General features: G+C 72.0%; 16 protein-coding genes and 1 tRNA gene. 13 read left to right on the top strand and 4 right to left on the bottom strand.

The genetic code is table 11. The features are described 5' to 3' along the window. The first annotated feature begins 62 nt into the window (after positions 1-62). From AC3DEV_RS03920 to AC3DEV_RS03910, 3 genes are all read left to right on the top strand, one after another. Positions 63-266 carry a cold-shock protein gene (locus AC3DEV_RS03920; protein WP_067711447.1) on the top strand — a complete coding sequence of 68 codons (204 nt, stop codon included), beginning with the start codon at positions 63-65 and terminating at the stop codon, positions 264-266. 88 nt (positions 267-354) lie between these two features. Next, positions 355-960: a hypothetical protein gene (locus tag AC3DEV_RS03915; RefSeq protein ID WP_488371350.1), complete on the top strand. Its 606-nt coding sequence runs from the start codon at positions 355-357 to the stop codon at positions 958-960. 124 nt (positions 961-1,084) lie between these two features. Further along, a complete protein-coding gene (locus AC3DEV_RS03910; protein ID WP_067711449.1) occupies positions 1,085-1,870 on the top strand; it encodes an NRDE family protein in 786 nt (261 codons plus the stop codon). Between the two features lie 68 nt (positions 1,871-1,938). On the opposite strand, the gene AC3DEV_RS03905 is transcribed toward AC3DEV_RS03910, so the two are convergent. Both AC3DEV_RS03905 and AC3DEV_RS03900 read right to left on the bottom strand, forming a co-directional pair. Beyond that, positions 1,939-3,009: a 2-oxoacid:ferredoxin oxidoreductase subunit beta gene (locus AC3DEV_RS03905; protein WP_069388588.1), complete on the bottom strand. Its 1,071-nt coding sequence runs from the start codon at positions 3,007-3,009 to the stop codon at positions 1,939-1,941. A 24-nt stretch (positions 3,010-3,033) separates the two neighbouring features. After that, on the bottom strand, positions 3,034-5,037 hold the full coding sequence (locus tag AC3DEV_RS03900) for a 2-oxoacid:acceptor oxidoreductase subunit alpha (RefSeq protein WP_488371349.1): 2,004 nt from the start codon (positions 5,035-5,037) through the stop codon (positions 3,034-3,036). Positions 5,038-5,281: 244 nt separating this feature from the next. Between AC3DEV_RS03900 and AC3DEV_RS03895 the strand changes: the two genes are divergently transcribed. Both AC3DEV_RS03895 and topA read left to right on the top strand, forming a co-directional pair. Then, the gene (locus AC3DEV_RS03895; RefSeq protein ID WP_488371348.1) at positions 5,282-6,988 is read left to right on the top strand and encodes an alpha/beta fold hydrolase; all 1,707 of its coding nucleotides are present in this window, start codon (positions 5,282-5,284) and stop codon (positions 6,986-6,988) included. Positions 6,989-7,123: 135 nt separating this feature from the next. Continuing rightward, positions 7,124-10,102: a type I DNA topoisomerase gene (gene topA, locus AC3DEV_RS03890; RefSeq protein ID WP_488371347.1), complete on the top strand. Its 2,979-nt coding sequence runs from the start codon at positions 7,124-7,126 to the stop codon at positions 10,100-10,102. Between the two features lie 9 nt (positions 10,103-10,111). Here topA and AC3DEV_RS03885 read toward each other — a convergent pair whose 3' ends face one another. Next, the gene (locus AC3DEV_RS03885) at positions 10,112-11,683 is read right to left on the bottom strand and encodes an adenylate/guanylate cyclase domain-containing protein (RefSeq protein ID WP_067711467.1); all 1,572 of its coding nucleotides are present in this window, start codon (positions 11,681-11,683) and stop codon (positions 10,112-10,114) included. A gap of 73 nt (positions 11,684-11,756) precedes the next feature. On the opposite strand from AC3DEV_RS03885, the gene AC3DEV_RS03880 reads away from it, so the two are divergent. The 6 genes from AC3DEV_RS03880 (at position 11,757) to AC3DEV_RS03855 (ending at position 17,420) form a co-directional block, all read left to right on the top strand. Next, positions 11,757-12,971, top strand: coding sequence for a DNA polymerase III subunit delta' (locus AC3DEV_RS03880; RefSeq protein ID WP_154829107.1), 1,215 nt, complete (start codon positions 11,757-11,759; stop codon positions 12,969-12,971). A gap of 74 nt (positions 12,972-13,045) precedes the next feature. Then, positions 13,046-13,121 (top strand) — tRNA-Thr (locus AC3DEV_RS03875). Positions 13,122-13,323: 202 nt separating this feature from the next. Continuing rightward, entirely contained in the window at positions 13,324-14,127 is an 804-nt protein-coding gene (locus AC3DEV_RS03870; RefSeq protein ID WP_488371346.1) for a crotonase/enoyl-CoA hydratase family protein, read from the top strand. Positions 14,128-14,135: 8 nt separating this feature from the next. Further along, positions 14,136-15,299 (top strand): acyl-CoA dehydrogenase family protein, encoded by a 1,164-nt coding sequence (locus tag AC3DEV_RS03865; RefSeq protein ID WP_488371345.1) that lies wholly within the window; start codon positions 14,136-14,138, stop codon positions 15,297-15,299. After that, positions 15,296-16,477: an acyl-CoA dehydrogenase family protein gene (locus tag AC3DEV_RS03860; protein WP_488371344.1), complete on the top strand. Its 1,182-nt coding sequence runs from the start codon at positions 15,296-15,298 to the stop codon at positions 16,475-16,477. Before AC3DEV_RS03865 ends, AC3DEV_RS03860 begins: the two co-directional genes overlap by 4 nt. Before the next feature lie 70 nt (positions 16,478-16,547). After that, positions 16,548-17,420: a DUF1542 domain-containing protein gene (locus tag AC3DEV_RS03855; RefSeq protein WP_488371343.1), complete on the top strand. Its 873-nt coding sequence runs from the start codon at positions 16,548-16,550 to the stop codon at positions 17,418-17,420. Between the two features lie 86 nt (positions 17,421-17,506). On the opposite strand, the gene AC3DEV_RS03850 is transcribed toward AC3DEV_RS03855, so the two are convergent. Beyond that, on the bottom strand, positions 17,507-18,334 hold the full coding sequence (locus AC3DEV_RS03850) for an HNH endonuclease family protein (protein WP_488371342.1): 828 nt from the start codon (positions 18,332-18,334) through the stop codon (positions 17,507-17,509). 371 nt (positions 18,335-18,705) lie between these two features. Here AC3DEV_RS03850 and AC3DEV_RS03845 point away from each other — a divergent pair, with 371 nt between their 5' ends. Then, positions 18,706-20,718: a hypothetical protein gene (locus tag AC3DEV_RS03845; protein ID WP_488371341.1), complete on the top strand. Its 2,013-nt coding sequence runs from the start codon at positions 18,706-18,708 to the stop codon at positions 20,716-20,718. 119 nt (positions 20,719-20,837) lie between these two features. Next, complete coding sequence (locus AC3DEV_RS03840; protein ID WP_488371340.1) at positions 20,838-23,027, top strand: DUF6541 family protein; 2,190 nt, start codon at positions 20,838-20,840, stop codon at positions 23,025-23,027. Positions 23,028-23,104: the final 77 nt, after the last annotated feature.

Here is a 23,104-nt window from a genome sequence, read left to right as displayed (position 1 = left end):
CCCGACACGCGTGGCCATCCCGCGAGTCGCACCTGGCAGTACGGAAAAGGAACACATCAAAAATGGCACAGGGCACCGTCAAGTGGTTCAACGCGGAGAAGGGCTACGGGTTCATCGCCCCTGAGGACGGTTCGGCCGACCTCTTCGTCCACTACTCCTCCATCGAGGGCTCGGGCTTCAAGTCGCTCGAGGAGAACCAGCGCGTCGAGTTCGAGGTCGGCGAGGGCCAGAAGGGGCCGCAGGCCCAGGAGGTCCGCGCCATCTGAGGCGCTCCGCTCGATCTCGGCGAGGCCCCCACCGCACGCGCGGTGGGGGCCTCGCGATGTGTCGGGGGTCGACCGTAGGCTCTGGTCCGTGACGCAGCTGTCGTTCTTCGCCGCGGACGGCCACGTCCCCGAGCCCTCGGACATGGAGGGCGCACTGGCCGCCCGGGGTCAGTCCACCCTCGCGGGCGAGCTCGCGCAGGTCTCGGTGGTCCTCGACGCGGCCTGGCGGGCGGACGCGCTGGAGTCCCTCCTGGCGGAGGCGGGGCTCGATCCGGTCCGCTCGGAGGCGGGACCGGACGGCGAGTCGGGCCCGGACGGCCGCTGCACGGTGTCGACCGCGCGGACCCCGGCCCTGGTACCGGTGGTGCGCCGCTGGCGGCGGGGCGCGGTCACCGCGGTGCCCGAGGGGTGGACGCCCTCCGCCGGGGCGCTGCGCGTCTGGGTGCTCACCGCCGGCCACGTCACCGACGGGGGAGCGGTCGAGTTGGGCATCGACGCCGCGATGGAGCACCATGCGCCTCGACGGGACGCCCTGCGCGCGGCGCTGGACCGCGTCGGGATCCGGACCACCTACGTCGGCTCCAAGGGTGGCGGGCCGCTGCTGCGGCTCGGGACGGCCCGAGCCCGCACGCGTCTGGCGCAGAGCATCGGGCCCGCGCCCGCCGGGGTTCCGCCGCAGCACTGGCCCGGCTAGCCGGACCTCACAGCCGGCGCCGTCACGCCGGATGTCGGACCTGCGCTGCGCCGGACGTCGGCCCCGCGCTGCGCCGGACGTCGGCCCTGCGCTGCGCGGACGCCGCCCGAAGTACCGTGGGGGTATGTGCATGCTGGTCGTCGCCCGTCGGGTCCACCCTCACTACCCGCTGATCGTGGTGGCCAACCGGGACGAGGTCCTGAGCCGGCCCACCGAGCCGTTGCACGAGTGGACCGCCGACGCCGGTGGCGCCGAGGGCATCGTCGCCGGCCGGGACGTCACCGCGGGCGGGACCTGGCTCGCGGTGGCCCCGGGCGGACGGTTCTCGGCGGTGACCAACGTGCGCGAGCCCGGACCCGTGCTCCCCGCAGCCGCCTCCCGCGGCGAGCTGCCCATCGACGCGCTCACCGGGCCGGTGCCCGTCGCGGAGTTCGCCCACCACGTCGTCGACGACCTCGATCGCTACGGGGGCGTCAACCTCCTGGCCGGCGACCTCGACCGGATGTGGTGGGCGTCCAACCGCTCCACCCGCGGCCCGGTGGCGCTCGGCACCGGCGTCCACGGGCTGTCGAACGCCTCGTTGGACACCCCCTGGCCGAAGGTGGTGGGCGCGGTCCACGACGTCAGAGCGCTCATGGGCACCGACGTCATGACAGGCCCGGACTGGTCCGGGGCGCTGCTGGACGTGTTGGCCGATCGTCGCCCGGCGACACCGTGGACGATGCCGCGCACGGGCGTGCCGCTGACGCACGAGTGGCGGCTGTCGTCGAGGTTCGTCCGCATCGGCCGGCGGTACGGCACCCGGTCGACCACCGCCGTGCGCGTCGACCAGCACGGCGTGGCCGACGTGGTCGAGCGCACGTGGGACGCCCGAGGACGCATCACGGGGACGGTCACCAGGCGCATCTGAGCCGGTGACCGCCCCCCCGGGCGGCTGGTTCCGACGCCGCTGACGCGGCGCGGGTGGTGCCTTCGGCCCTAGCCGACGGTCCAGGTGTTGCTGCCGTCGAGCAGCGCCTGCAGGTCCGTGGGTGAGGTCTCCTTGGCGGCGGCGACCTGGCCGCGGGCGAGGTCGTCGTAGGTGTCGCGGCGGACCTGCCGGATGATGCCGGTGACCGTGTACTCGAGGTCCTGGCTGGACAGGTTGGCCAGGGCGTGGGCGTAGGTCGGGTCGTCGGCGTGGGCGTCGTGGACGACGATGTCGGCCTCGTCCACGTCGGCGGTCGCGGCCACCGCGAGGGAGAAACCGCGGCGCACGACGCAGTGCTGGCCGTCGTCACCGAAGATGATCTTCTCGCCGTGGCGCACCGGGATCAGGTGGTCGCCGGCGTCCTCCTTGCGGAGCAGGTCGAAGGAACCGTCGTTGAAGATCGGGCAGTCCTGCAGGATCTCCACGAAGCTCGTGCCGCGGTGGCGTGCGGCCGCGTCGAGGACCTCGGTCAGGCCCTTGCGGTCCGAATCCAGGGCGCGGGCGATGAAGGTGCCCTGGGCGCCGATCGCCAGCGACAGGGTGTTGAACGGGTGGTCCAGCGACCCCATCGGGCTGGACTTGGTGACCTTGCCGGGCTCGGAGGTGGGCGAGTACTGGCCCTTGGTCAGCCCGTAGATCCGGTTGTTGAACATGAGGATGTTCAGGTTCACGTTACGGCGCAGCGTGTGGATCAGGTGGTTGCCGCCGATGGACATGGCATCGCCGTCACCGGTGACGACCCAGACCGACTGGTCGGGGCGTGCGGTGGCCAGGCCGGTCGCGATGGCCGGGGCGCGGCCGTGGATCGAGTGCATCCCGTACGTCTCGAGGTAGTACGGGAAACGGCTCGAGCAGCCGATGCCGGAAATGAAGGTGATGTTCTCCCGCTTGAGCCCGAGCTTGGGCAACAGGGCGCGGATGGTGGCCAGGATGACGTAGTCGCCACAGCCGGGGCACCAGCGCACCTCCTGGTCGGAGGTGTAGTCCTTGGGCTTCTGCGGAGCATCCGTCTTGGGCACGGACGCCAACGCGTCGAGCGGCAGTGCGCTGCCGACGAGGCCGGATTCGGTGGTGGTCATGGGGTTCCTCTCCTCGCTCGCAGGTCAGCGGGTTCGGTTGGCGGTGGTGGTGCCGGTGGCGGTGTGCCCGATCCGCCGGTTGCGGGCCGCGGGCTCGCCGGTGGTGGTGATGACCCCGTCGAGCGCCAGGCGGTACTTGTCGTGCTCGGTGTGGGTGAGGCGGCCGGCGAACTCGGACTCGATGGCGGTCTGCAGCTCCTCGGCCGAGAACGCCATACCGTGCACCTTGGTGATGGGCTGGATGTCGGCGGGGAAGCGGGCCTTGAGCAGCATGGCGAGCTGTCCCAGGTTCATCTCCGGGACGAGGATCCGGCGGTACCGCTCGAGCACCTCACCGATGTTGTGCGGCAGCGGGTTGAGGTGACGCACGTGGGCACGGGCCACGCGGTGGCCGTTCGCGCGGGCGCGACGTACGGCCTCGCCGATGGGCCCGTAGGACGAACCCCAGCCCACCACCAGCACGTCGGCCTCACCGGACGGGTCGTCGACCTCGAGGTCGGGCACGTCGATGAGCGCGATCTTTAGGGCCCTGGTCCGGGTCATGAGGTCGTGGTTGTCGGCGGTGTAGGAGATGTTGCCGGTGCCGTTGGCCTTTTCCAGTCCGCCGATGCGGTGCTCGAGGCCGGGCTCGCCCGGGATGGCCCAGTCGCGCGCCAGGGTTTCCGGGTCACGGGCGTAGGGGAGGTACTCGGAGGCGGGCTTGCCGTCGTCGCCCTCGCCCTCGGCCTCGGGTGCCGTGGCGAGGTTCTTCTCGATCGCCGGCAGGGCGGCGACGTCGGGCAGCAGCCACGGCTCGGAGCCGTTGGCGATCGCGCCGTCGGACAGCACGATGACCGGGGTCCGGTAGGTGACCGCGATCCGGGCCGCCTCGCGGGCGATCTCGAAGCAGTCCGCGGGGGACTGCGGGGCGATCACCGCGACGGGGGACTCGCCGTTGCGGCCGAACAGGGCCTGCAACAGGTCGGACTGCTCGGTCTTGGTCGGCAGGCCCGTCGAGGGGCCGCCACGCTGGACGTCGATGACCACCAGCGGCAGCTCGGTCATCACGGCCAGGCCGATGGCCTCGGACTTGAGGGCCAGACCCGGACCGGAGGTGGACGTGACACCGAGGGTCCCGCCGTAGGAGGCGCCCAGTGCCGCGGCGACGCCGGCGATCTCGTCCTCGGCCTGGAAGGTCGTGACGTCGAACTGCTTGAGCTTGCTCAGCTCGTGCAGGATGTCCGAGGCCGGGGTGATGGGGTAGGTGCCCAGGAAGACGGGCATGTCGGCGGACCGGCCCGCGGTGACCAGGCCGTAGGCCATCGCCGTGTTGCCGGTGACCTGACGGTAGCGGCCCTCGGGCAGCTTGGCCGGGGCGATCTCGTACTCCGAGGCGAAGGCCTCGGTGGTCTCGCCGTAGTTCCAGCCCGCGTGCAGGGCGAGGATGTTGGCCTCGAGAATGGTCGGCTTCTTGCCGAACTTGTCCTTGAGGAAGTTCTCGATCGAGTCGACCGTGCGCCCGTACATCCACGTGAGCAGCCCCAGGGCGAACATGTTCTTGCAGCGCTCGGCGTCCTTCTTGCCGAGGTCGACCGACTCGACGGCACCGATCGTCAGGGTGCTCATCGCGACCTCGTGCACCTGGAACGCCTCGAAGGCCGGCGACCCGAGCGGATTGGACTCGTACCCGACCTTGGTGAGGTTGCGCTTGGTGAACTCGTCGGAGTTGACGATGAGGATTCCGCCGGAGGGCAGGTCCTCGATGTTCGCCTTGAGCGCCGCCGGGTTCATCGCCACCAGCACGTCGGGACGGTCACCGGCGGTGAGGATGTCGTAGTCCGCGATCTGGATCTGGAAGCTCGAGACCCCGTGGATCGTGCCCTGTGGGGCCCGGATCTCGGCGGGGTAGTTGGGCTGCGTCGCCAGGTCGTTGCCGAAGGCGGCGGCCTCGGAGGTGAACTGGTCACCGGCGAGCTGCATGCCGTCGCCCGAGTCACCCGCGATGCGGATGACCACCTTGTCCAGCTTGGTCTTGGACGAGTTGCCCACCGGTGCTGACCTCCAGAAAGTCGTGATGAATCGAGGCTTGTCGCGGCTCCCGTTCAGCCCTCGACGGTACGCCGATTCCGGCGCAGCCCGCGGCCACGACCGTGTGACCGGGACTGTAACAGGTTCCAGTTCGGCGACGTGGCTTCTTCCCTCACCCTAGACCGATCTGTCTATTGCTGCCAGTCGGGCGGTCCCCCCGCAGGAAAACCCGCCGGAACGCAGCGGAGATGAAAAACTCGTCATCATGCCCCACTTCTCACGACGCCTGGTCGCGTCCGCGACCGCAGCCCTCGTCGTCGTCGTACTACCACCCGTCGCCCCGGCCACGCCCGCACCCACCTCCACCCTGACCGGGGTTGACGTCGTGACCTGGACCCCGTGCCCCGCGGAGTCGGCGGCCGACGTCCTCCACCGCCTGCCCCGCCCCGACGTCCTGTGTGCCTCCGTCACGGTCCCCGTCGACCACGCCGACCCCGACGGTCGCACCGTGGGGATCGAGGTCCGCAGGATCACCGCCACGGGCGATCGTCAGGGGGCACTGTTCTCCAACCCCGGCGGGCCGGGAGGCGACGCCCGCACCCTCTGGTACACCGCACTCGACAGGGACGACGACTCCGCCGTCGACGAGATCCGTCGCACCCACGATCTGGTGATCGTGCAGCCCCGGGGCCTGGCGGGATCGAGCGCGCTCGAGTGTCTCCCCGGGCCGGAGGTGGAGGCCCCGGACCGTTCCGACCCCGACGACGACGACGACCTCAACGAGCAGGCCGCGCGGTGCATGGCCACCGACCCGGAGTTCGTGCGGTCCATCACCACGGAGAACGTCGTGCGCGACCACGAGGTGGTCCGCGAACGCATGGGCCTGGAGCGCATCTCCTTCCTCGGGTACTCCTACGGCACCGCGATCGGGATGATGTACCAGACCCTGTTCCCGCAGAGCCTCGACCGGATGGTGCTGGACTCCTCGGTCGGACCGTCCGAGACGTGGTGGTACGAGTTCCACCAGCGGCAGGCGGAGAATCGGCACCGGGCGCGCGACTACGTCCTCGCGTGGATCGCCGAGTACGACGACGTCTACGCGTTGGGGGACACCGCCCTGAAGGTGTACCGGCGGATCCACGAGCTCGACCTGTCGGAGGGGGCGGCCGCGGGCCGGTTCCTTCCGCCCCCCGCCGTGCCGGGCGATGACGCCCCGGGGTCGGTTCCCACCGGATCGCTGGCGGCGGGCTCCCTCGACGCCCTCAACACCGGGTCGGTGCGGGCGGAGAACGCCGCCGTCGCGTCCACCGGCGGGTTCGACTCGACGCCGGACGACGCCGTGGGCTACTTCCGGGTCCTCGACTTCTACAGCCGGTCCCCCGACGCCTGGCCCGACATCGCCTGGGCGATCTCGGCGAAGGTGCACGGCACGGCGCCCGACGTCGAGACACCGGAGGAGCTGGACGAGCGGATCGAGGAGGAGGCCGAGGAGCGCACCGGCCGGCTCCCGGTGACGTCCGACCAGGCCACCTACCTGAAGATCATCAACTGCAACGAGACCGCGCCGCCCCGGACGAACCTGGCGGCCCCGGCCCTGATCGGCAGCAGCGACCCGGCGGGTAGCACCGGCGAGGACGTGTGGGCGTTGACCGAGCAGACCCGATACTGCCTCTACCCGCCCTCCGCGGTCCCGCCGCGCATCGAGGCACGCGAGATGGCCGCGCCGCCCCTGATCCTCCAGGCCGACCACGACCCCAACACTCCGGGCATGTTCGGTCCGGCCACCGCCGACGCGACGGGAGGCACACTCGTCCGGATCCGGGGCACCGTGCACTGCCATTTCGACACCGGCAACGAGGCGGTCGACGAGATCGTCCTGCGGTATCTCGAGACCGGTCAGGCGGAACCCGGGCGGTATCTGGACACCCCGCGCCCCGCGCCGGGAAGCCCACCGTGGGTGCCGGAGGGGTGACTCGACGGTTCTCGTGGAGGGCATCCCGCCTGGTATGAATTCCTATAGAAGGGCCCCGGCACGCGTACCGTAGCCGGGACCGGTGGTCGGTGAAGGGCGTCGACGACGGAATCAGCGCAGGTTGGGAGCACTCCAGTGGCGAGCAAGAAGGCAGCATCGGGCGGCAAGCGGAGCCTGGTGATCGTCGAGTCCGCCACCAAGGCACGCAAGATCCAGCCCTACCTGGGGTCCGACTACGTGGTCGAGGCGTCGGTCGGACACATCCGCGACCTGCCCAAGGGCGCGGCCGACATCCCGGCCAAGTACAAGAAGGAGCCGTGGGCGCGGCTCGGGGTGAACCCGGACGACGACTTCGAACCCATCTACGTCGTCAGCGCCGACAAGAAGAAGAAGGTCGCCGAGCTCAAGAAGGAACTCGCCGGCGTGGACCAGCTCCTGCTGGCGACAGACCCCGACCGTGAGGGCGAGGCGATCGCCTGGCACCTGCTCGAGGTCCTCAAACCCAAGGTCCCGGTCAAGCGGATGGTGTTCCACGAGATCACCAAGCCCGCCATCCTCGCCGCCGCCGAGAACACGCGCGAGCTCGACACCGACCTCGTCGACGCCCAGGAGACCCGCCGGATCCTCGACCGTCTCTACGGCTACGAGGTCTCCCCGGTGCTGTGGAAGAAGGTCATGCCGCGACTGTCCGCCGGCCGCGTGCAGTCGGTGGCCACCCGGGTGATCGTCGAGCGTGAGCGCGAGCGCATGGCGTTCGTCGCCGCGGACTACTGGGACATCACCGCGACCCTGGCCACGCAGGGATCCGCCGGCGGGGACGCCGGTGAACCCCGCAGCTTCACCGCCCGCCTCTCCGCCGTCGACGGCGCCCGGGTCGCGCAGGGCCGCGACTTCGGCCAGGACGGGCGTCTGAAGACCACCGGCGCGGCCAAGGACTCCGTCGTCCTCGCCGAACCGGCGGCCCGGGCGCTGGCCGACGCGCTGACCGGCGCCGACTTCGTCGTCGACTCCGTCGAGTCCAAGCCGTACACACGGCGGCCCTACGCGCCGTTCATGACCTCCACCCTCCAGCAGGAGGCCGGCCGCAAGCTGCGGTACACGTCCGAGCGCACCATGCGGATCGCGCAGCGACTGTACGAGAACGGCTACATCACCTACATGCGTACCGACTCCACGACCCTGTCCGAGGGCGGCATCGCGGCCGCCCGCGCACAGGCCACGGAGCTGTACGGCAGCGACTACGTCTCACCCACGCCCAGGCAGTACACCCGGAAGGTCAAGAACTCGCAGGAGGCCCACGAGGCCATCCGGCCCGCCGGCGAGACCTTCGCCACCCCCGGGCAGCTCCACAGTGCCCTCGACGCCGAGGAATACCGGCTCTACGAGCTCATCTGGCAGCGCACGGTCGCCTCCCAGATGGCCGACGCGCGCGGCACGACCGTCAGCATCCGCATCAGCGGTGACGCCGGCGACAACGCCTCCGGCTACGAGCGCGCCACCTTCGCCGCCTCGGGCCGCACCATCACGTTCCCCGGCTTCCTCAAGGCCTACGTCGAGGCGACCGATGACCCGGCCGAGGGCTCGGAGAAGCAGATGGCGGACGACGCCGAGCGGCGCCTGCCCCGCCTCGACGAGGGACAGCAGCTCACCGGCACCGACCTGGTCCCCGACGGGCACACCACCAGCCCACCCGCCCGCTACACCGAGGCGAGCCTGGTCAAGGCGATGGAGGAGATGGGCATCGGCCGCCCGTCGACCTACGCCAGCATCATCCGCACCATCCAGGACCGGGGATACGTCTACGTCCGCGGCAACGCGCTGGTCCCCAGCTGGGTCGCGTTCGCCGTGGTCGGACTGTTGGAGCAGAACTTCGGCCGGCTCGTCGACTACGACTTCACCTCGCTGATGGAGGACGAACTCGACGCGATCGCCGAGGGCCGCGAGAACCGGGACGACTGGCTGCGGCGCTTCTACTTCGGTGCCACCGAGGGCTCGGGCGACGAGGACAAGGCCAACTACGCCGTGGGGTTGAAGAACCTCGTCGACGTCAACCTCGAGGCGATCGACGCCCGCAGCATCAACTCGATCCGGGTGTTCGACGACTCCGAGGGCCGCCCGGTGCACGTCCGGGTCGGTCGCTACGGTCCGTATCTCGAGCGCATGGTCGCCGGCGAGGACGGCGCCGAGGAGTCCCAGCGTGCCAACCTGCCCGAGGGGATGAGCCCGGACGAGCTCACACTCGAGGTGGCCGAGAAGCTCTTCTCGACCCCTCAGGACGGCCGCCCGCTGGGCGTGGACCCCGAGACCGGACACGAGATCGTCGTCAAGGACGGGCGCTACGGCCCCTACGTCACCGAGAAGCTCCCCGAGGCCACCGACGCCGAGAAGGCGGTCTGGGCCAAGAAGGTGCTCGCCGACGCGGATGCGGAGAAGAAGCGGATCGACGCCGAGCGCGACGCCGCGATCGCCGCCGCCAAGGACGACGACGCCAGGGCCGAGGCCAAGAAGGCCGCGACCAAGGCCAAGGCCGCCGTGACCCGCCGGGCGAAGAAGGAGGCCGACAGTCCCACCGGGCCGAAGCCCCGGACCGGGTCGTTGATGCAGTCCATGGAGCCGGCGACGGTGACGCTGGAGGACGCGCTCAAGCTCCTGTCGCTGCCGCGCGTGGTGGGCGTCGACCCCACCAGCGGTGAGGAGATCACCGCCCAGCTCGGTCGCTACGGGCCGTACCTCAAGAAGGGCACCGACTCCCGGACCCTGGAGTCCGAGGACGCGGTGTTCACGGTGACGCTCGAGGACGCGGTGAAGATCTACTCCGAGCCCAAGCGTCGGGGCCGGCAGGCCGCCGCCCCCAAGGCGCTGCGTGAGATGGGGGTCGATGAGGTCTCGGGCAAGCAGATGTTGGTCAAGGACGGTCGCTTCGGCCCGTACGTGACCGACGGCGAGTCCAACGCCTCCCTGCGCAAGGGCGACACCGTGGAGAGCCTCACCGACGCCCGCGCCTCCGAGTTGCTCTCGGAGCGGCGCGCAAAGTCGCCGCCGAAGAAGGCGCCCGCGAAGAAGGCTCCGGCCCGCAAGTCGCCGGCGAAGAAGACGGCGGCGTCGCGCCGCTGAGGCCCGCGGTCAGCGCGCCGGGTCGTCGGCCGGGCGCAGCGCCACGGAGCCGGCCTGCCACCGGTCCGCGAGGGTGGGGCGCAGGGGTCGGGCGAGCTGGGTCATGATGCCCCGGCCGCGCAGTTCGACGCTGCGGCCCAGCACCCACCGGGCCGCCTCGGGTGCGTCGGCCCGGTGGATCGTGGCCGCCGACGCCAGAACGTGTCCCTGCTCCATCTTGGCCAGCGTGGTGAGGCGGGCGGCCTCGTTGACCGGATCGCCGATGACCGTGTACTCGAACCGCTTGGCATGGCCGATGTGTCCGGCGATGACGGTGCCGTAGGAGACGCCGATCCCCGCCGTGAGCGGGGCCAGGTCGGCGAGTCGGCTCTGCAGTGCACGCGCGGCCCGCAGCGCACGGCCAGCCTCGTTGTCCACCTCCAGCGGCGCCCCGAAGACCGCGAGCAGGGCGTCGCCCTGGAACTTATTGATGTACCCGCCGTTGGTGTCGACGGACTCGACGGCGATCCGGAAGAAGTCGTTGAGCACGGAGACCACCTCGGCCGGCTCGTGGGCCGCCGCGAACTCCGTCGAGCCGGTGAGGTCGACGAACAGCACCGCGACCTGGCGTTCCTGCCCGCCCAGTTCGGTGCCCCGCTCGAGCGCATTGCGTGCGACGTCCTCGCCCACGTAGCGACCGAAGAGGTCCTGGATGGCCTCACGTTCCTGCAGGCCGGTGACCATCTCGTTGAACCCCTGGGCGAGCTGGCCGATCTCCGAACTGTCATAGATCGTCACGCGGGTCTCCAGGTCGCCCTGCTTGACGCGACTGACGCCCGCCTGCATCTCGCGCACCGGGTCGGCGATCGAGTCCGAGACCAGCCCCATGCCGATCGCACCGGCGATCACGGCGACGCTCGCCAGTACCGCGAGGGCGACGAGGATCAGACCGGGGTCGTCGCCGAACAGGCCGAACCAGTGTCCGGTGAGGATGAGCAGGATGCCCGCGATGGGGATGACCGTGGTCAGTGACCAGCCGAGGAAGATGCGGCGACGCACGCCGGGGACATGGCGGCTCTCCGGCACCCCCCTGGACAGGGCGCGGACCGTGATGGGTCGCATGATGCGCTCGGCCTGGAGGTAGGAGATCAGGCAGGTGGTGCTGCCGCCGAGCAGGCTGGTCACCGCCACGATGAGCGCCAACCTGGGGGAGTGGCCCACGTTGACGGCGACGAACAGCAGCGTCCCGGTCACCCACATGGCCCCGGAGATGAGCGCCTGGTGGAACGGCAGGCGCAGGGTGCGCCGGCGGATGGCGCCGTCGAAGTCCGCCCCCGACCGGTCGACCCGCAGCACGGGCAGGAGGAGCAGCGTCGAGGCGATGACGCCGCCGACGAAGGCCAACACGAGATAGCCGATGAACAGGTACTGGTTGAGGAAGCGGAACTGGTCGAGGTCGAGGAACCGGTCCATCGGCAGGACGAAGCGCAGGAACGAGAACACGAAGACCGCGCCGATGATGTTCGCCTGCACCATCGTCAGGGCATAGACGGGCCAGGGGGTGGCCCACAGCCACCTGAACAACCTGACCCATCGTTCCATCGGCCCAAGCCTAGTTCGCGCCGGTGATGCCGGGAACGCAGGTGTGTCGGTGGGCGGGGATAAGGTGGGGGCCATGCCCGGGGTGTTCGATCGGTTGGCCGGACAGGCCGACGTCGTGGCGGAGCTGACGGCTGCCGCCACGGCCGCTCGTGCCCGCGTGCCGGGGCAGGGGTGGGATGCCTCGGACGCCCGGATGGTCCACGCCTGGCTGTTCACCGGTCCGCCGGGTAGCGGCCGCAGCGTGGCGGCCATGGCGTTCGCCGCCGCCCTGCAGTGCGAGGACCCGGACGTGGTGGGCTGCGGGGAGTGCCGGGCATGCCACACGGTGCTGGCCGGCACCCACGCGGACGTGCACCTGCTCGCCCCGCAGGGCGTCAACATCCTGCTCAAGGACGTCAAGGAGACCATCCACCGCGCGGCGAGCCGCCCCGGCACCGGGCGCTGGCAGATCGTGGTGGTCGAGGAGGCGGACAGACTCACCGAGCAGTCCGGGAACGCCCTGCTCAAGGTGGTGGAGGAGCCGCCCAGTCGGACCGTGTTCCTTCTGTGCTCGCCGACCACCGACCCGATGGACATCATGGTGACCCTGCGTTCGCGCTCGCGGAACGTCGCGCTGCGTCAGCCGGACGCGGCGGCGGTCGAGCGTGCGCTGCTCGCCGGCGGGGACCCGATAGACCCCGATCTGGCCCGGTGGGCGGCGTCGGTCTCCTCGGGCCACGTGGGTCGTGCCCGGTGGCTGGCGACCGACGAGGCGACCCGGGAGCGGCGGGATGTCGTCCTCCAGCTGCCCATGGTCATGCACAATCCCGGCCGGGCGTTCCCTCTCGCGGACCGGCTCGTCAGCGCCGCGGAGCAGGAGGCGTTGGCCCGCAACAGTGAATCCGACGAGCGCGAGGTCGAGGAGCTGCGCACCGCGCTGGGCGCGGGCGGCACCGGCAAGGGCACCGCGTCGGCCGGGCGGGGCGCGACGGGCGCGGTCAAGGAGCTCGAGAAGGCCCAGAAGTCGCGACGGACCCGGTCCACCCGCGACTCACTGGACCTCGCGCTGGTCGACCTGGCGGGGTTCTACCGGGATGCTCTCATGTCGGCGCTCGGCGCCCGCGAGGTCGACCCGGTCCATCCGGACAAGGCGGAGGAGGCGGCGAGGCTCGGCGGGCATTACCCGGCCGCGGCGATCCTCCGCGCGATCGAGGCGATCCAGGAGTGCCGGGCGGCGATCGAGGTCAACGTCAAACCCAAGTTCGCGGTGTCCGCCATGGTGGGCGCGATCCGCGCCGCGCTGGGCTGACGGCCGGGCGGGGGCGGGTCGTTTTCCGGCGGCGGGGGTCGGTCGGATATAGTTGCGACGCCCCACAAGGGCTCGCCGCGTTAGCTCAGTCGGTAGAGCATTTCACTCGTAATGAAAAGGTCGTCGGTTCGATTCCGACACGCGGCTCCACCAGAAACTCCACGAACCCCCGTCTCCGGTACTCAGAGGCGGGGGTTCGTCGTCTCCCGGCCGCGGCGCCGAGCGGAGGGGAGGCGTCGGCGAACGGCGACGGCGACCGGGGCCACTGGATACAGTCGGGTACCGATCGAGATGGTCCGACATTGGACCGTCCGAACGACAACGCCGATCCCGCTACCCAGGAAGAAGCCTCATGGCCTCAACGCCCCTGCTCGTCGAGCGAGCCGACCACATCGAGACGTGGACGCTCAACCTGCCCGACGTCCGTAACCCCATCTCGGATCCGGCCATCGTCGACGCGATCTGTGAGCGGGTGGCGGTGGTCAACGCGGACCACGATGTGCGGGCGGTCGTGCTCACCGGGGCGGGATCGGCGTTCTCCGCGGGCGGCAACGTCAAGGACATGGTGGACCGGGCCGGCATGTTCGGCGGTAGCCCGTACGAGCTCCGCGACGGGTACCGCCAGGGCATCCAGCGCATCCCGCGCGCGCTGTACCACTGCGAGGTGCCGGTGGTCGCCGCGGTCAACGGGCCGGCGGTGGGAGCGGGGTGCGACCTCGCCGTGATGTGTGACCTGCGGGTCGCGTCCACCAAGGCGTGGTTCGCGGAGAGCTTCGTCCAGCTGGGCATCATCCCCGGCGACGGGGGTGCCTGGCTGCTCACCAAGGCGATCGGCCCGGCGAGAGCCGCCGAGATGGCCCTGACCGGGGACCGGGTCACGGCCGAGCAGGCCGCCGAGTGGGGCCTGATCAACCGGGTGGTCGAGCACGAGGGGCTGATGGACGCCGCCCGCGAGCTGGCGGCCCGGGTGGCCAAGAACCCGCCGCACGCGGTGCGGATGGCCAAGCGCCTCCTGCGCGAATCCCAGCACCAGTCGCTGGAGTCGCTGCTCGAGCTCTCGGCGACGATGCAGGCGCTCGCCCATCACACCGAGGATCACCGCGAGGCTCTCGCCGCGTTCGGTGAGAAGCGCCCCGGCACCTACACCGGTCGCTAGCGGGTCCGATGTCGTCACGAATCGCCCCACCGACCACCCTGGCGTCGGAGGAGATGACCACCCTGCGGGCCGAGGTGCGGGACTTTCTCGCCGGCGAGATCGCCGCAGGCCGCCTCACCCCGTGGATCGACACGTGGCTGACGAGGTGGGACGAGGACTTCACCCGCCGGTTGGCCGAGCGCGGCTGGGTGGGGATGACGATCCCCACCGAGTACGGAGGCCGCGGGCGCACCTTCCTCGAACGCTTCGTCGTGACCGAGGAACTGCTTTCCGTGGGCGCGCCCGTCGCGGCGCAGTGGGTCGCCGACCGTCAGATCGCGCCGTCACTGCTGCGGTACGGGACCGAGGAACAGAAGCGCGAGTACCTGCCGCGGATCGCCGCGGGCGAGTGCTGCTTCGGCATCGGGATGAGCGAGCCGGACTCGGGGTCCGATCTCGCGAGCGTGCGGACGAAGGGCGTCCGGGTCGACGGTGGCTGGTCGATCACCGGGACCAAGGTGTGGACGTCCGGGGCGCAGCACGCCGAGGCCTTCATCGCCCTGTGCCGCACCGAGCCGCTGGACACGTCGAACCGCCACGCGGGTCTGAGCCAGTTCATCGTCGATCTGCGCAGCGAGGGCGTCACCATCCGCCCGATCGTGTCGCTCTCGGGCGATCACCACTTCAACGAGGTCGTCCTCGATGAGGTGTTCGTGCCCGACTCGATGGTCTTCGGCACCCTCGGCCACGGTTGGGAGCAGGTCAACTCGGAGTTGGCCTTCGAGAGGAGTGGTCCCGAGCGGTTCCTGTCCTCCTTCCGGGTGTTCGCCGCCGAGATCGGGGCGGTCGCCGCGGGGGCACTGCCCCCGCGCGCCGACCTCGGTCGGTCCGTGGCCCGGATGGCCGGTCTGCACGCGCTCAGCCAGAACATCGCCGGGTCCCTCCAGCGGGGCGAGCCCGCGGACACCGCCGCCGCGCTGGTCAAACTGTTGGGCACCACCACCGAGGGCGATCTCGTGGATGCGGTCTCCGCGGGCCTCGGCGACGAGTTCGCGGCCGGTGACGACCCGGCTGCGGCCGAACTGACGGACCTGCTGCGGGCGGGACTCCACCAACGCCCCGGTTTCACGCTCCGCGGCGGGACCAACGAGATCCTGCGCGGCGTGATCGCGCGAGCACTGGGGATGCGATGAGCGACGCCACCGACCAGCACGCCGCGTCTGCGGACCAGGCCGACCAGCACGCCGCGACCGCCGACCCGGGTGTCGACGAGGACCTGCTCACGATGATGGGCGACGTCCTCGCCGTGCACAACGGCGCCGACGTGGAACCCGACCCGACTGCGGTGTGGCAGAGCCTGGTCGAGGTGGGGCTCGCCCGGCTCACCGCCCCCGAGGCCGGCGGCGGGAGCGGCGCCGGTTGGACGGAGGCGGCTGCTCTGCTCCGCCTGTCCGCGGTCGCGGGGGTGGCCGTCCCCTACGCCGAGACCGACCTCGTCGTCGGGCCCCTTCGTCGCGCCGCCGCGCTCGAGGACGCCACCACGGCGACGGCGACCCTCGCGGTAATCGGCCCCGACGGCCTCGCGCGGCGCGTGGCCTGGGCGGGTGGCACCGACACGGTCCTGTTCGTCCGACGGGCCGGAGGAGACGACGACGAGGTGGGCGGGCGCCGGGCCGGCGGGTACGAGCTCGCCGAGGTGCCGACAGGCCGAACCGGCGTCGAGGCCGTCCGCGGGGTGTCCGCGGTCCCGCTGGCCGACGTGAGCCCGCCGGAGGACACGACGTGGACCGCGGTCGACACCGCCGCTGTCGAGGCCGCCGTCCTGCGGGGAGCACTGGCCAGGGCGGTGCAGTGCGTGGGCGCGGCCGAGGGGATGCTCGACTCGGCCGTCGCGCACACGACCCAGCGGAATCAGTTCGGCCGGCCACTGTCCCGGTTCCAGTCGGTGCAGAACCTCGTCGTCGACATCGCCGCGGAGACGGTTCTCGCGCGCGCGGCGGTCGACCAGGCCGTCGCGGACGCCCTCACCACCGACCTCGGCGGGCCGCTGTCCGGATTCCGGGTGGCCGTGGCGCGCAGCGTGGTCTCGCAGGCCCTGGCGGTGGCCGTCCGCAACGCCCACCAGGTCCACGGCGCGATGGGCACGACCCACGAGCACACCCTGCACCGCCTGACCCTGCCCGCCCTGCAGTGGCGCGGGGAGTTCGGCTCGGCCACGTTCTGGGAGTCCCTGCTCGCCGACGCGGCCGTGGCCGGCGGGATGGACGGGGCGTGGCCGATGGTCGTCGAGGGCACCCCGATCGACGGTGCGGCGGCGGCGTGGCTCGACCGCGTGACCCGGGCGCACCCCGGGCCCTCGCGGGACCGCTGACCCCGCCGCACCGCGCGCCACGGGCCGCGATCTCGGTACCCTCGACACCAGTACCGAGAAAGGTCGTGTCGTGGAATTCCTCCTCATCGCCGCAGTGATCGCGGTGGCCGTCGCTGTGGTCTCCCGCAGTCAGAACAAGGGCCAGACCCAGCTGGAGGCGCAGCACAATCACAACCTCGCGGACCACCGGGCCGAGGCGGCCCGGTGGGTCGAGCGTCTCGGGGGCCAGGTGTTCAACCTGGACGGCACCGACGAGGCGTCCAAGCAGGCCATGGCCGACGCGTCGGAGCGCTACACCGCGGCGGTCTCCGAGTTGGAGAACGCCCGCACCCCGGTGCAGGCGCAGCTGGCCAAGGACACCGCGCTGGAGGGCCTGTACTACGTACGCGCCGCGCGCTCGGCGATGGGCCTGGACCCGGGCCCTGAGCTGCCCAAGACCCCCGGACAGGACCGCGCCGGCCGTGTGACGGAGGACCGCGAGGTCGACGTCGAGGGCCGGACCATGAAGGCCGCGACCGATCCGAGCGACGAGACCCCGCACTACTACCCGGGCGGTGTCGTGGCCGGTCGACCGGTCCCGGCCGGCTGGTACTCGGAGCCCTGGTGGGCGTCGGCCCTCACCACGGGCGTGTGGATGATGGGCTCGATGATGATGTTCAACATGATGTTCGCCGGCATGTCGGGCATCGGGTACTCCGGTGAGGACTTCGCGTCCGGGGTCGGCGAGGGCGGCGCCGACGTCAGTGACATGGGCGGCGGCGACGGCGGCGAGGGGTTCTTCGACGGCGGACTCATGGGCGGCGACGGTGGGGACGGAGGAGGAGACGGCGGCGGCTTCTTCGACGGCGGCCTCTTCGGCGGCGACGGCGGGGGAGACGGCGGCGGGGGCTTCTTCGACGGCGGCCTGTTCGGCGGCGACGGCGGCGGCTTCTTCGACTTCTGACCCGGCCGCGGTGCGCCCTGCCCGGTCGCGGTGCGCCCTGCCCGGCTGCGGTGCGCCCTGCCCGGTCGCGGTGCGCCGCGGCGGGTTCAGCAGCCGGCCAGGACGCGGTCCATCGCGTCGCGCTCGGCTTGCGTCACCCACAGGCCGTACCGGTCCTTGACCAGCACCTGGCGCGAGACGTACGAGCACCGGAACTCGCGACGGGGCGGCAGCCAGGTGGCGGTGTCGCCGTCGCCCTTCTGCTGATTCGCCCACCCTGCCACGGCCAACAGGTTGAGCGGGTCGTTGGCGAAGTCACGCCGCTGCTCCTCGGTGAGTTGCTGTGCGCCCTTCTGCCACGCGTCCGACATCGCCACCACGTGGTCGATCTGAACCTCCGATGACGTGTCCTGCCCGCGGACGAAGTCAATCCGCTCCCCGGTGTACGGCCCCTCCAGGACGCCGGTGAGGACCACGCAGTCCCGCGTGCCGGGCCGGAAGACGATGTCCTGCAGGTCGCGCTGGAGGATGTCGTTGCGAGTGTCGCAGCCGTTGCGTCCGAACTCCACGGACACGTCGTCGGTCCACGACTGCCCGAACAGGTCGCGGTCGTAGCCCGTCTTGGGTGCCCGGCCCTTGACCTCGAGTTGCGGGAGGGCCCCGCGGGCTGCCGCGACCAGGGGATCTCCGGGCTCGCCGGCGTCGGGGTCGACCGGGGGCGCGGGCTCGGCGGGGGGCGCCGGCTGCGCGTCGACGGGCGGGGGCTCCACCGGCGACGACGGCGAGGTGTTCCCCTCCGGGTCGACCGCCGACGTCGGGGGAGTGCCGACCGTGCCCGGAGCGCCCTCCTCGGGCTCGGCGCACCAGCCGATCCCGGCCAGCACCGCCACCCCGAGGACGACGGCACCGATTGCACGCAGGGTTCCGGAACTCATGCGGGGCACCTTATCGAGGGCCTCCGACATCCCCGCCCGCGGCCGAGCATCGTCGCAGGCGCGAACGCATCCGCGGGCGCGACTGTGCCCATGATGGTCGTGGCGCCCGTACACCTGCATCGCAGCCGCTCCCCGGGGTGGCGTCTCGCACCCGCTTCGGGGCAGGCGAGACGCCATGTTGACGTGCGGCTGTGGCCCGGGCGTACAGCCGCGCGAGCGAGACGCCAGGCGCGGGAGCGGCTGCGCGGCGATGCGGCGATGCGGCGATGCGGGTCTGCGGGGGCGCAGGCGTAGCGGCCATCGTTCCCGAGCGCCCTGCCACTCAGGGGAGGGCACGTGCGCTCCCGCCGGGCCGACTAGCGTGGCCCGCGATGCCCCCCGCCACGTCCAGCCGCCGACCCGCCCCGGGCACGCCCGACGACCGCACCCCGGGCACGCCCGACGTTCCCGCGCGGGCCCGGCCGACGGATCGCGGACGGCTCGTCCTGGCGGCCTGCGCGCTGGTGGTGGTGGCGGCCACGGCGGTGCGCACCTGGGTCGCCGCGGCGGGCTGGTTCTACTGGGACGATCTCCTCCTCCACGGCAGGGCAGCCGCGCACCCGCTGCCGGACCCCGCGTTCCTGTTCGCGGACCACGACGGCCACCTCATGCCCGGCGCGATGGCCCTGACCTGGGTCGCGGCGCACGTCGCGCCGCTGGACTTCCGCGTGCCGCTGGTGCAGATCGTCCTGCTCCAGCTGGTCGCGGGTGCCGCCCTCGCCCGGATGCTGTGGGTCCTGCTGGCGGGCCGGGCGATCCTGCTGGTCCCACTCGTGGCCACGCTCGCGATCCCGCTCGGCCTGCCGTCGGCCACGTGGTGGGCGGCCGCCCTCAACGCGCTGCCGCTCGCCGCCGCGATGGCGTGGACGGTGGCGTCGATGGTCCTGCTCGCCCGGTCGGGCCGCCGACGCCACGCCGTGGGCGCGACCGTGGCCACGGCCCTGGGCCTGCTGTTCGTGGAGAAGGCCCTCATCATCCCGGTGGTGGCCGCCGTGGTGCTGCTGGCGTCGTGGTGGACGGGCGGTGGAACACGCGGTGAGCTGCGGACCCTGTGGCGTCGGACCCGCTGGGCCTGGTCGGCACTGGCCGCGATCGTCGTGGTGTGGGGGGTGGTGTTCCTCGTCGTCGTCGGCCGTCTGGGCGGGGGGTCGTCGGCCGGGTTCCCGGCCGGGACCGGGGTCGGGGACGCCACCGACACCGGCACCGCCACCGACACCGGCACCGCCACCGCCACCGGCACCGCCACCGGCACCGGCGCCGGGAGCCCGGGGCCCGGATTCGTCGACCTGGTGGACCACACCTACCGGCTGGCGGTGGTGCCGACGCTGGGCGGGGGGCCGTGGAGCTGGGAGCGCTGGCACCCGGGGCCCCCGATGGCCGACCCGTCGACGCTCGCCGTGGTCGTGGGCGCCCTGGCTGTCGCGGCGGTCCTGGCGTGGTCCCTCCTCACCCGGCGGCGCACCGGTGCGATCTGGGCGGCCGCGGCGTTGTACCCGCTGGTGACGGTGGTCCTGGTCGCGGTGGGGCGCACGGGGCCGGACACCGCGACGGAGATCGTGCAGACCCTCCGGTACCACTCCGAACTGCCGGTGGTGCTGGCGGCGGCCACCGCTCTGGCGATCGCCGCACCGCGCCGGCAGGACGCCGCGCCCGAGGAGCGCGCCGCGCCCGAGGGGGACCCCGCACCGCGGATCGGCCGCGCGGGGACCTGGTTGCCGATGGCGGGCGCGCTCGGCCTGGTCGCGCTGCTCGCCTCCTCCGCCGTCTCGACCGTCTCGTACCGCCAGGTGTGGTCCGAGCAGCCGTCCCGCGACTACACCGAGCCGCTGTTGACCGCACTGCGCGAGCGGTCCGAGCCCCTGCTCGACAAGGAGGTCCCGCTCGAGGTGCTGCTGCCCCTGACGACGCCCGCCAACCGGCTGTCCGCGCTGCTCGCCGGGGTGCCGGGGGTCCCGGCGGTGGGGGCGTGGACCCGCGACCCGGTGGCGATCGACGCGCACGGGGCGCTGCATCCCGCCGACGTGGTCCCGGGCCGCACCATCCCGCAGGGGCCGGTGCCCGGGTGCGGCCACCGGGTCGGCCCGGACGGCGCCCGGATAGCCCTGGACGGTCCGCTGATCGGGCGCGACTGGGTGGTCCGGCTCCACCTCCTCGCGGACGCGGACGGTCACGTCGCGGTCCGCCTCGACGACGGCGACGAGGTGACGGCCCCCGTCCAGGCCGGGCCGGGGACGGTGTACGTCCGCCTCGAGGGCGGGGGGACGGGCCTGACCGTCTCCCCGGGCGGGGGCGCCTCCCAGCTGTGCGTGGGCAGCGGACCGGTCGGCGTACTCGTGCCGCGCTGAGGTTCCACGGCCCGGTGGACCATAATGGGCGGGTCGGACGGCGGGCCCACGGACGCCGAGAGGGACACGGGCACGGATAGGACTAGGAACGGAGGCGGGTCATCGACATCGCGTTGGTCATGATGACCCTCACCGCGCTCCTGGTGGTGCCCGGCGCGATCGTGGGCGCCGCCGCGCAACTGCCCCTGCGTCTCGCGCTGGGCACGTCGATCCCGGTCTCGTTCGGGATCGCCGCGATCGCCGGCTACGTCTACGGCCGGGTCGGGGTGCCGTGGTCGCTCGGCGCCTACGTGGTCGCCACGGCCGCGACCGCCGCGGTGGTCGGCGTGGTGGGGCTGCTGATCACCGGGGCGACATGGGTGTGGCGACGACGACGACGACGAGGCCGCGACGCCACGCCGGCGGACGGGCGACGCCGTCGCCGGCGCCGCCGAACCGGTCGGGTCGGCCGACTCCGCAGGGTTCGCGGGACCGCCGGGGTCGAGCGCCCCGGCCGGGTGGACGGCCGGCCCGGGCGGCGCTCGTGGTGGTGGCTGCTGCCGGGCGCGGCGATCCTGACGAGCGCCTGGCTGATCGGCCAGATGATCCTCACGGAACTCTCGGCGACCCCCGGCGGCACGGCGAACATCTTCCAGGGCTGGGACGCCCACTGGCACGCCAACTACATCCGCTTCATCCATGACCTCGGCGTGGCGTCGCCCGACCTCGCCGGGGAGCTGCGTTACCCGGAGAACGGCGCGACGCTCTACTACCCGAGCACGTGGCACTCGATCGCCGCCCTGGTCATGGGCCTGCGCGGGATCGGCGCCGTCGAGACGTACAACCTCGTGCAGATCGGCAGCGTCGCGCTCGTGTTCCCGCTGGGCGTGGCGGCGTTGGCGTGGCTGATCACCCACCGCCGGTTCTCCCGGCCCGTGGTGGCCACCTCGGCGGCCGTGGCCGCGATGGCCACCCCGCTGTTCCCGGGGCTGCCGTTCGTCGAGGTGATGGTGGCCGCCACCCCGTCGGCCGTGGCCAACGGTATGGCCGGTCTGGGGGCCGCGGTCGTGGTGGCGGCCCTGGCCGATCGGCGGCTCATCCCCGCCGCCGCGCTCGGACTGGTCGGTATCGGCGGCGTCCATCCGTCGGCCATGGTCACCGCGGCCGTGTTCGTGCTGTTCTGGTGGCTGTTCGACGGGCTGTGGCGGCCGGTCCGCGGTCGCGTGCGCGACTTCGTGGTGTTGGCCGGTATCGGGCTGGCCGGGGTGCTCACCCTGTTGCCGCAGGTGCTCACGGTGTCCGAGGAGGCCGACGACATCTCGGCCTTCGAGTTCCAGATCGACGCCGACCGCGCCGCCACCTGGGGCAAGGCGGTAGCACTGCAGGTGCGCCACGTCGAGGACTGGGGCGTGCGGTGGGTGCTGCTGTCCCTGGCCGCGCTGGGCCTGGTGGTGATGCTGCGCCGCAAGGTGTTCTGGCCGCTGCTGCTGTGGGGCGGGCTGCTGGTGGTGTGCGTCAACTCGATGAGCGTGTTCGGCAACTGGACCGGCGGTGTGCTCCGCGGGATCGGCAGCATCTACTACAACGACCCCCGCCGGATCGGGGTGGTGCTGGCCGTGGTCGTGGCCGCGGCGGTGGGTGTGGGCGTCGGGGCGACCGTCCAGGCGCTGGCGGGATGGTTGGGCAGGCTCGTCGATCCCCTCACCGACCCGGACGGTGGCGGCGTCCGGCTCGCCCGGGTGGCCGTGGCGCTGGCCGCCCTGGTGGGGGTGGGGTCCTGGGTGGTGCAGGCCTCGCCCGAGTACGCGGTCGCGGCCGGGGTGAACCAGCGGTGGAACCGCATGGTCGACGAGCACGACCTGCGCGCCTTCCGCTGGTTGTCCGAGCAGCCGCAGGCCTACTCGGGTCTCATCTACACCAATCCCGACGAGGGCTCGGGCTGGATGTACGCCACTGACGGGTTGCCCTCGACCTCGCGGCACTACCTGCAACCCGGTGCGACGGCCCCGCTGACCACCTATCTGTTCTCCCGGATGGACGAGGCCGGGGTGAACCCGCGAGTTGACCGCGCGTTGGCGGATCTCGGTGTGACGTACGTGTACGTGAGCCCGCCCAACTACTGGGGGTTCCAGAAGCCCAACGAGCACCTGTTGCGCCTCGACGGCACGCCCGGCCTGGCCAAGGTGTACGCCGAGTCGCAGGTGCGGATCTACGCGGTGCGGGGCGCGTTCACCGACGCCGAACTGGCGCAGATAGTGGAGGACTCCCCGTTCCCGCCCGAGCGGCGGTCCCCGCTCACCCGGGCGACCGGGACATACGGGCCGGAGTGACCTCGCCACCGGTCCCACGGTCGTATCCTGTGCACGGGCCTGAAGGTGAGGGAGCCGCGGCGGTGTCGTCGCAGACG

The sequence above is a fragment of the Dietzia sp. IBK-p2-15D genome, assembly GCF_057773105.1.
The sequence above is the reverse complement of the archived record's forward strand: the minus strand, read 5'-3'. Positions and strand labels throughout refer to the sequence as shown.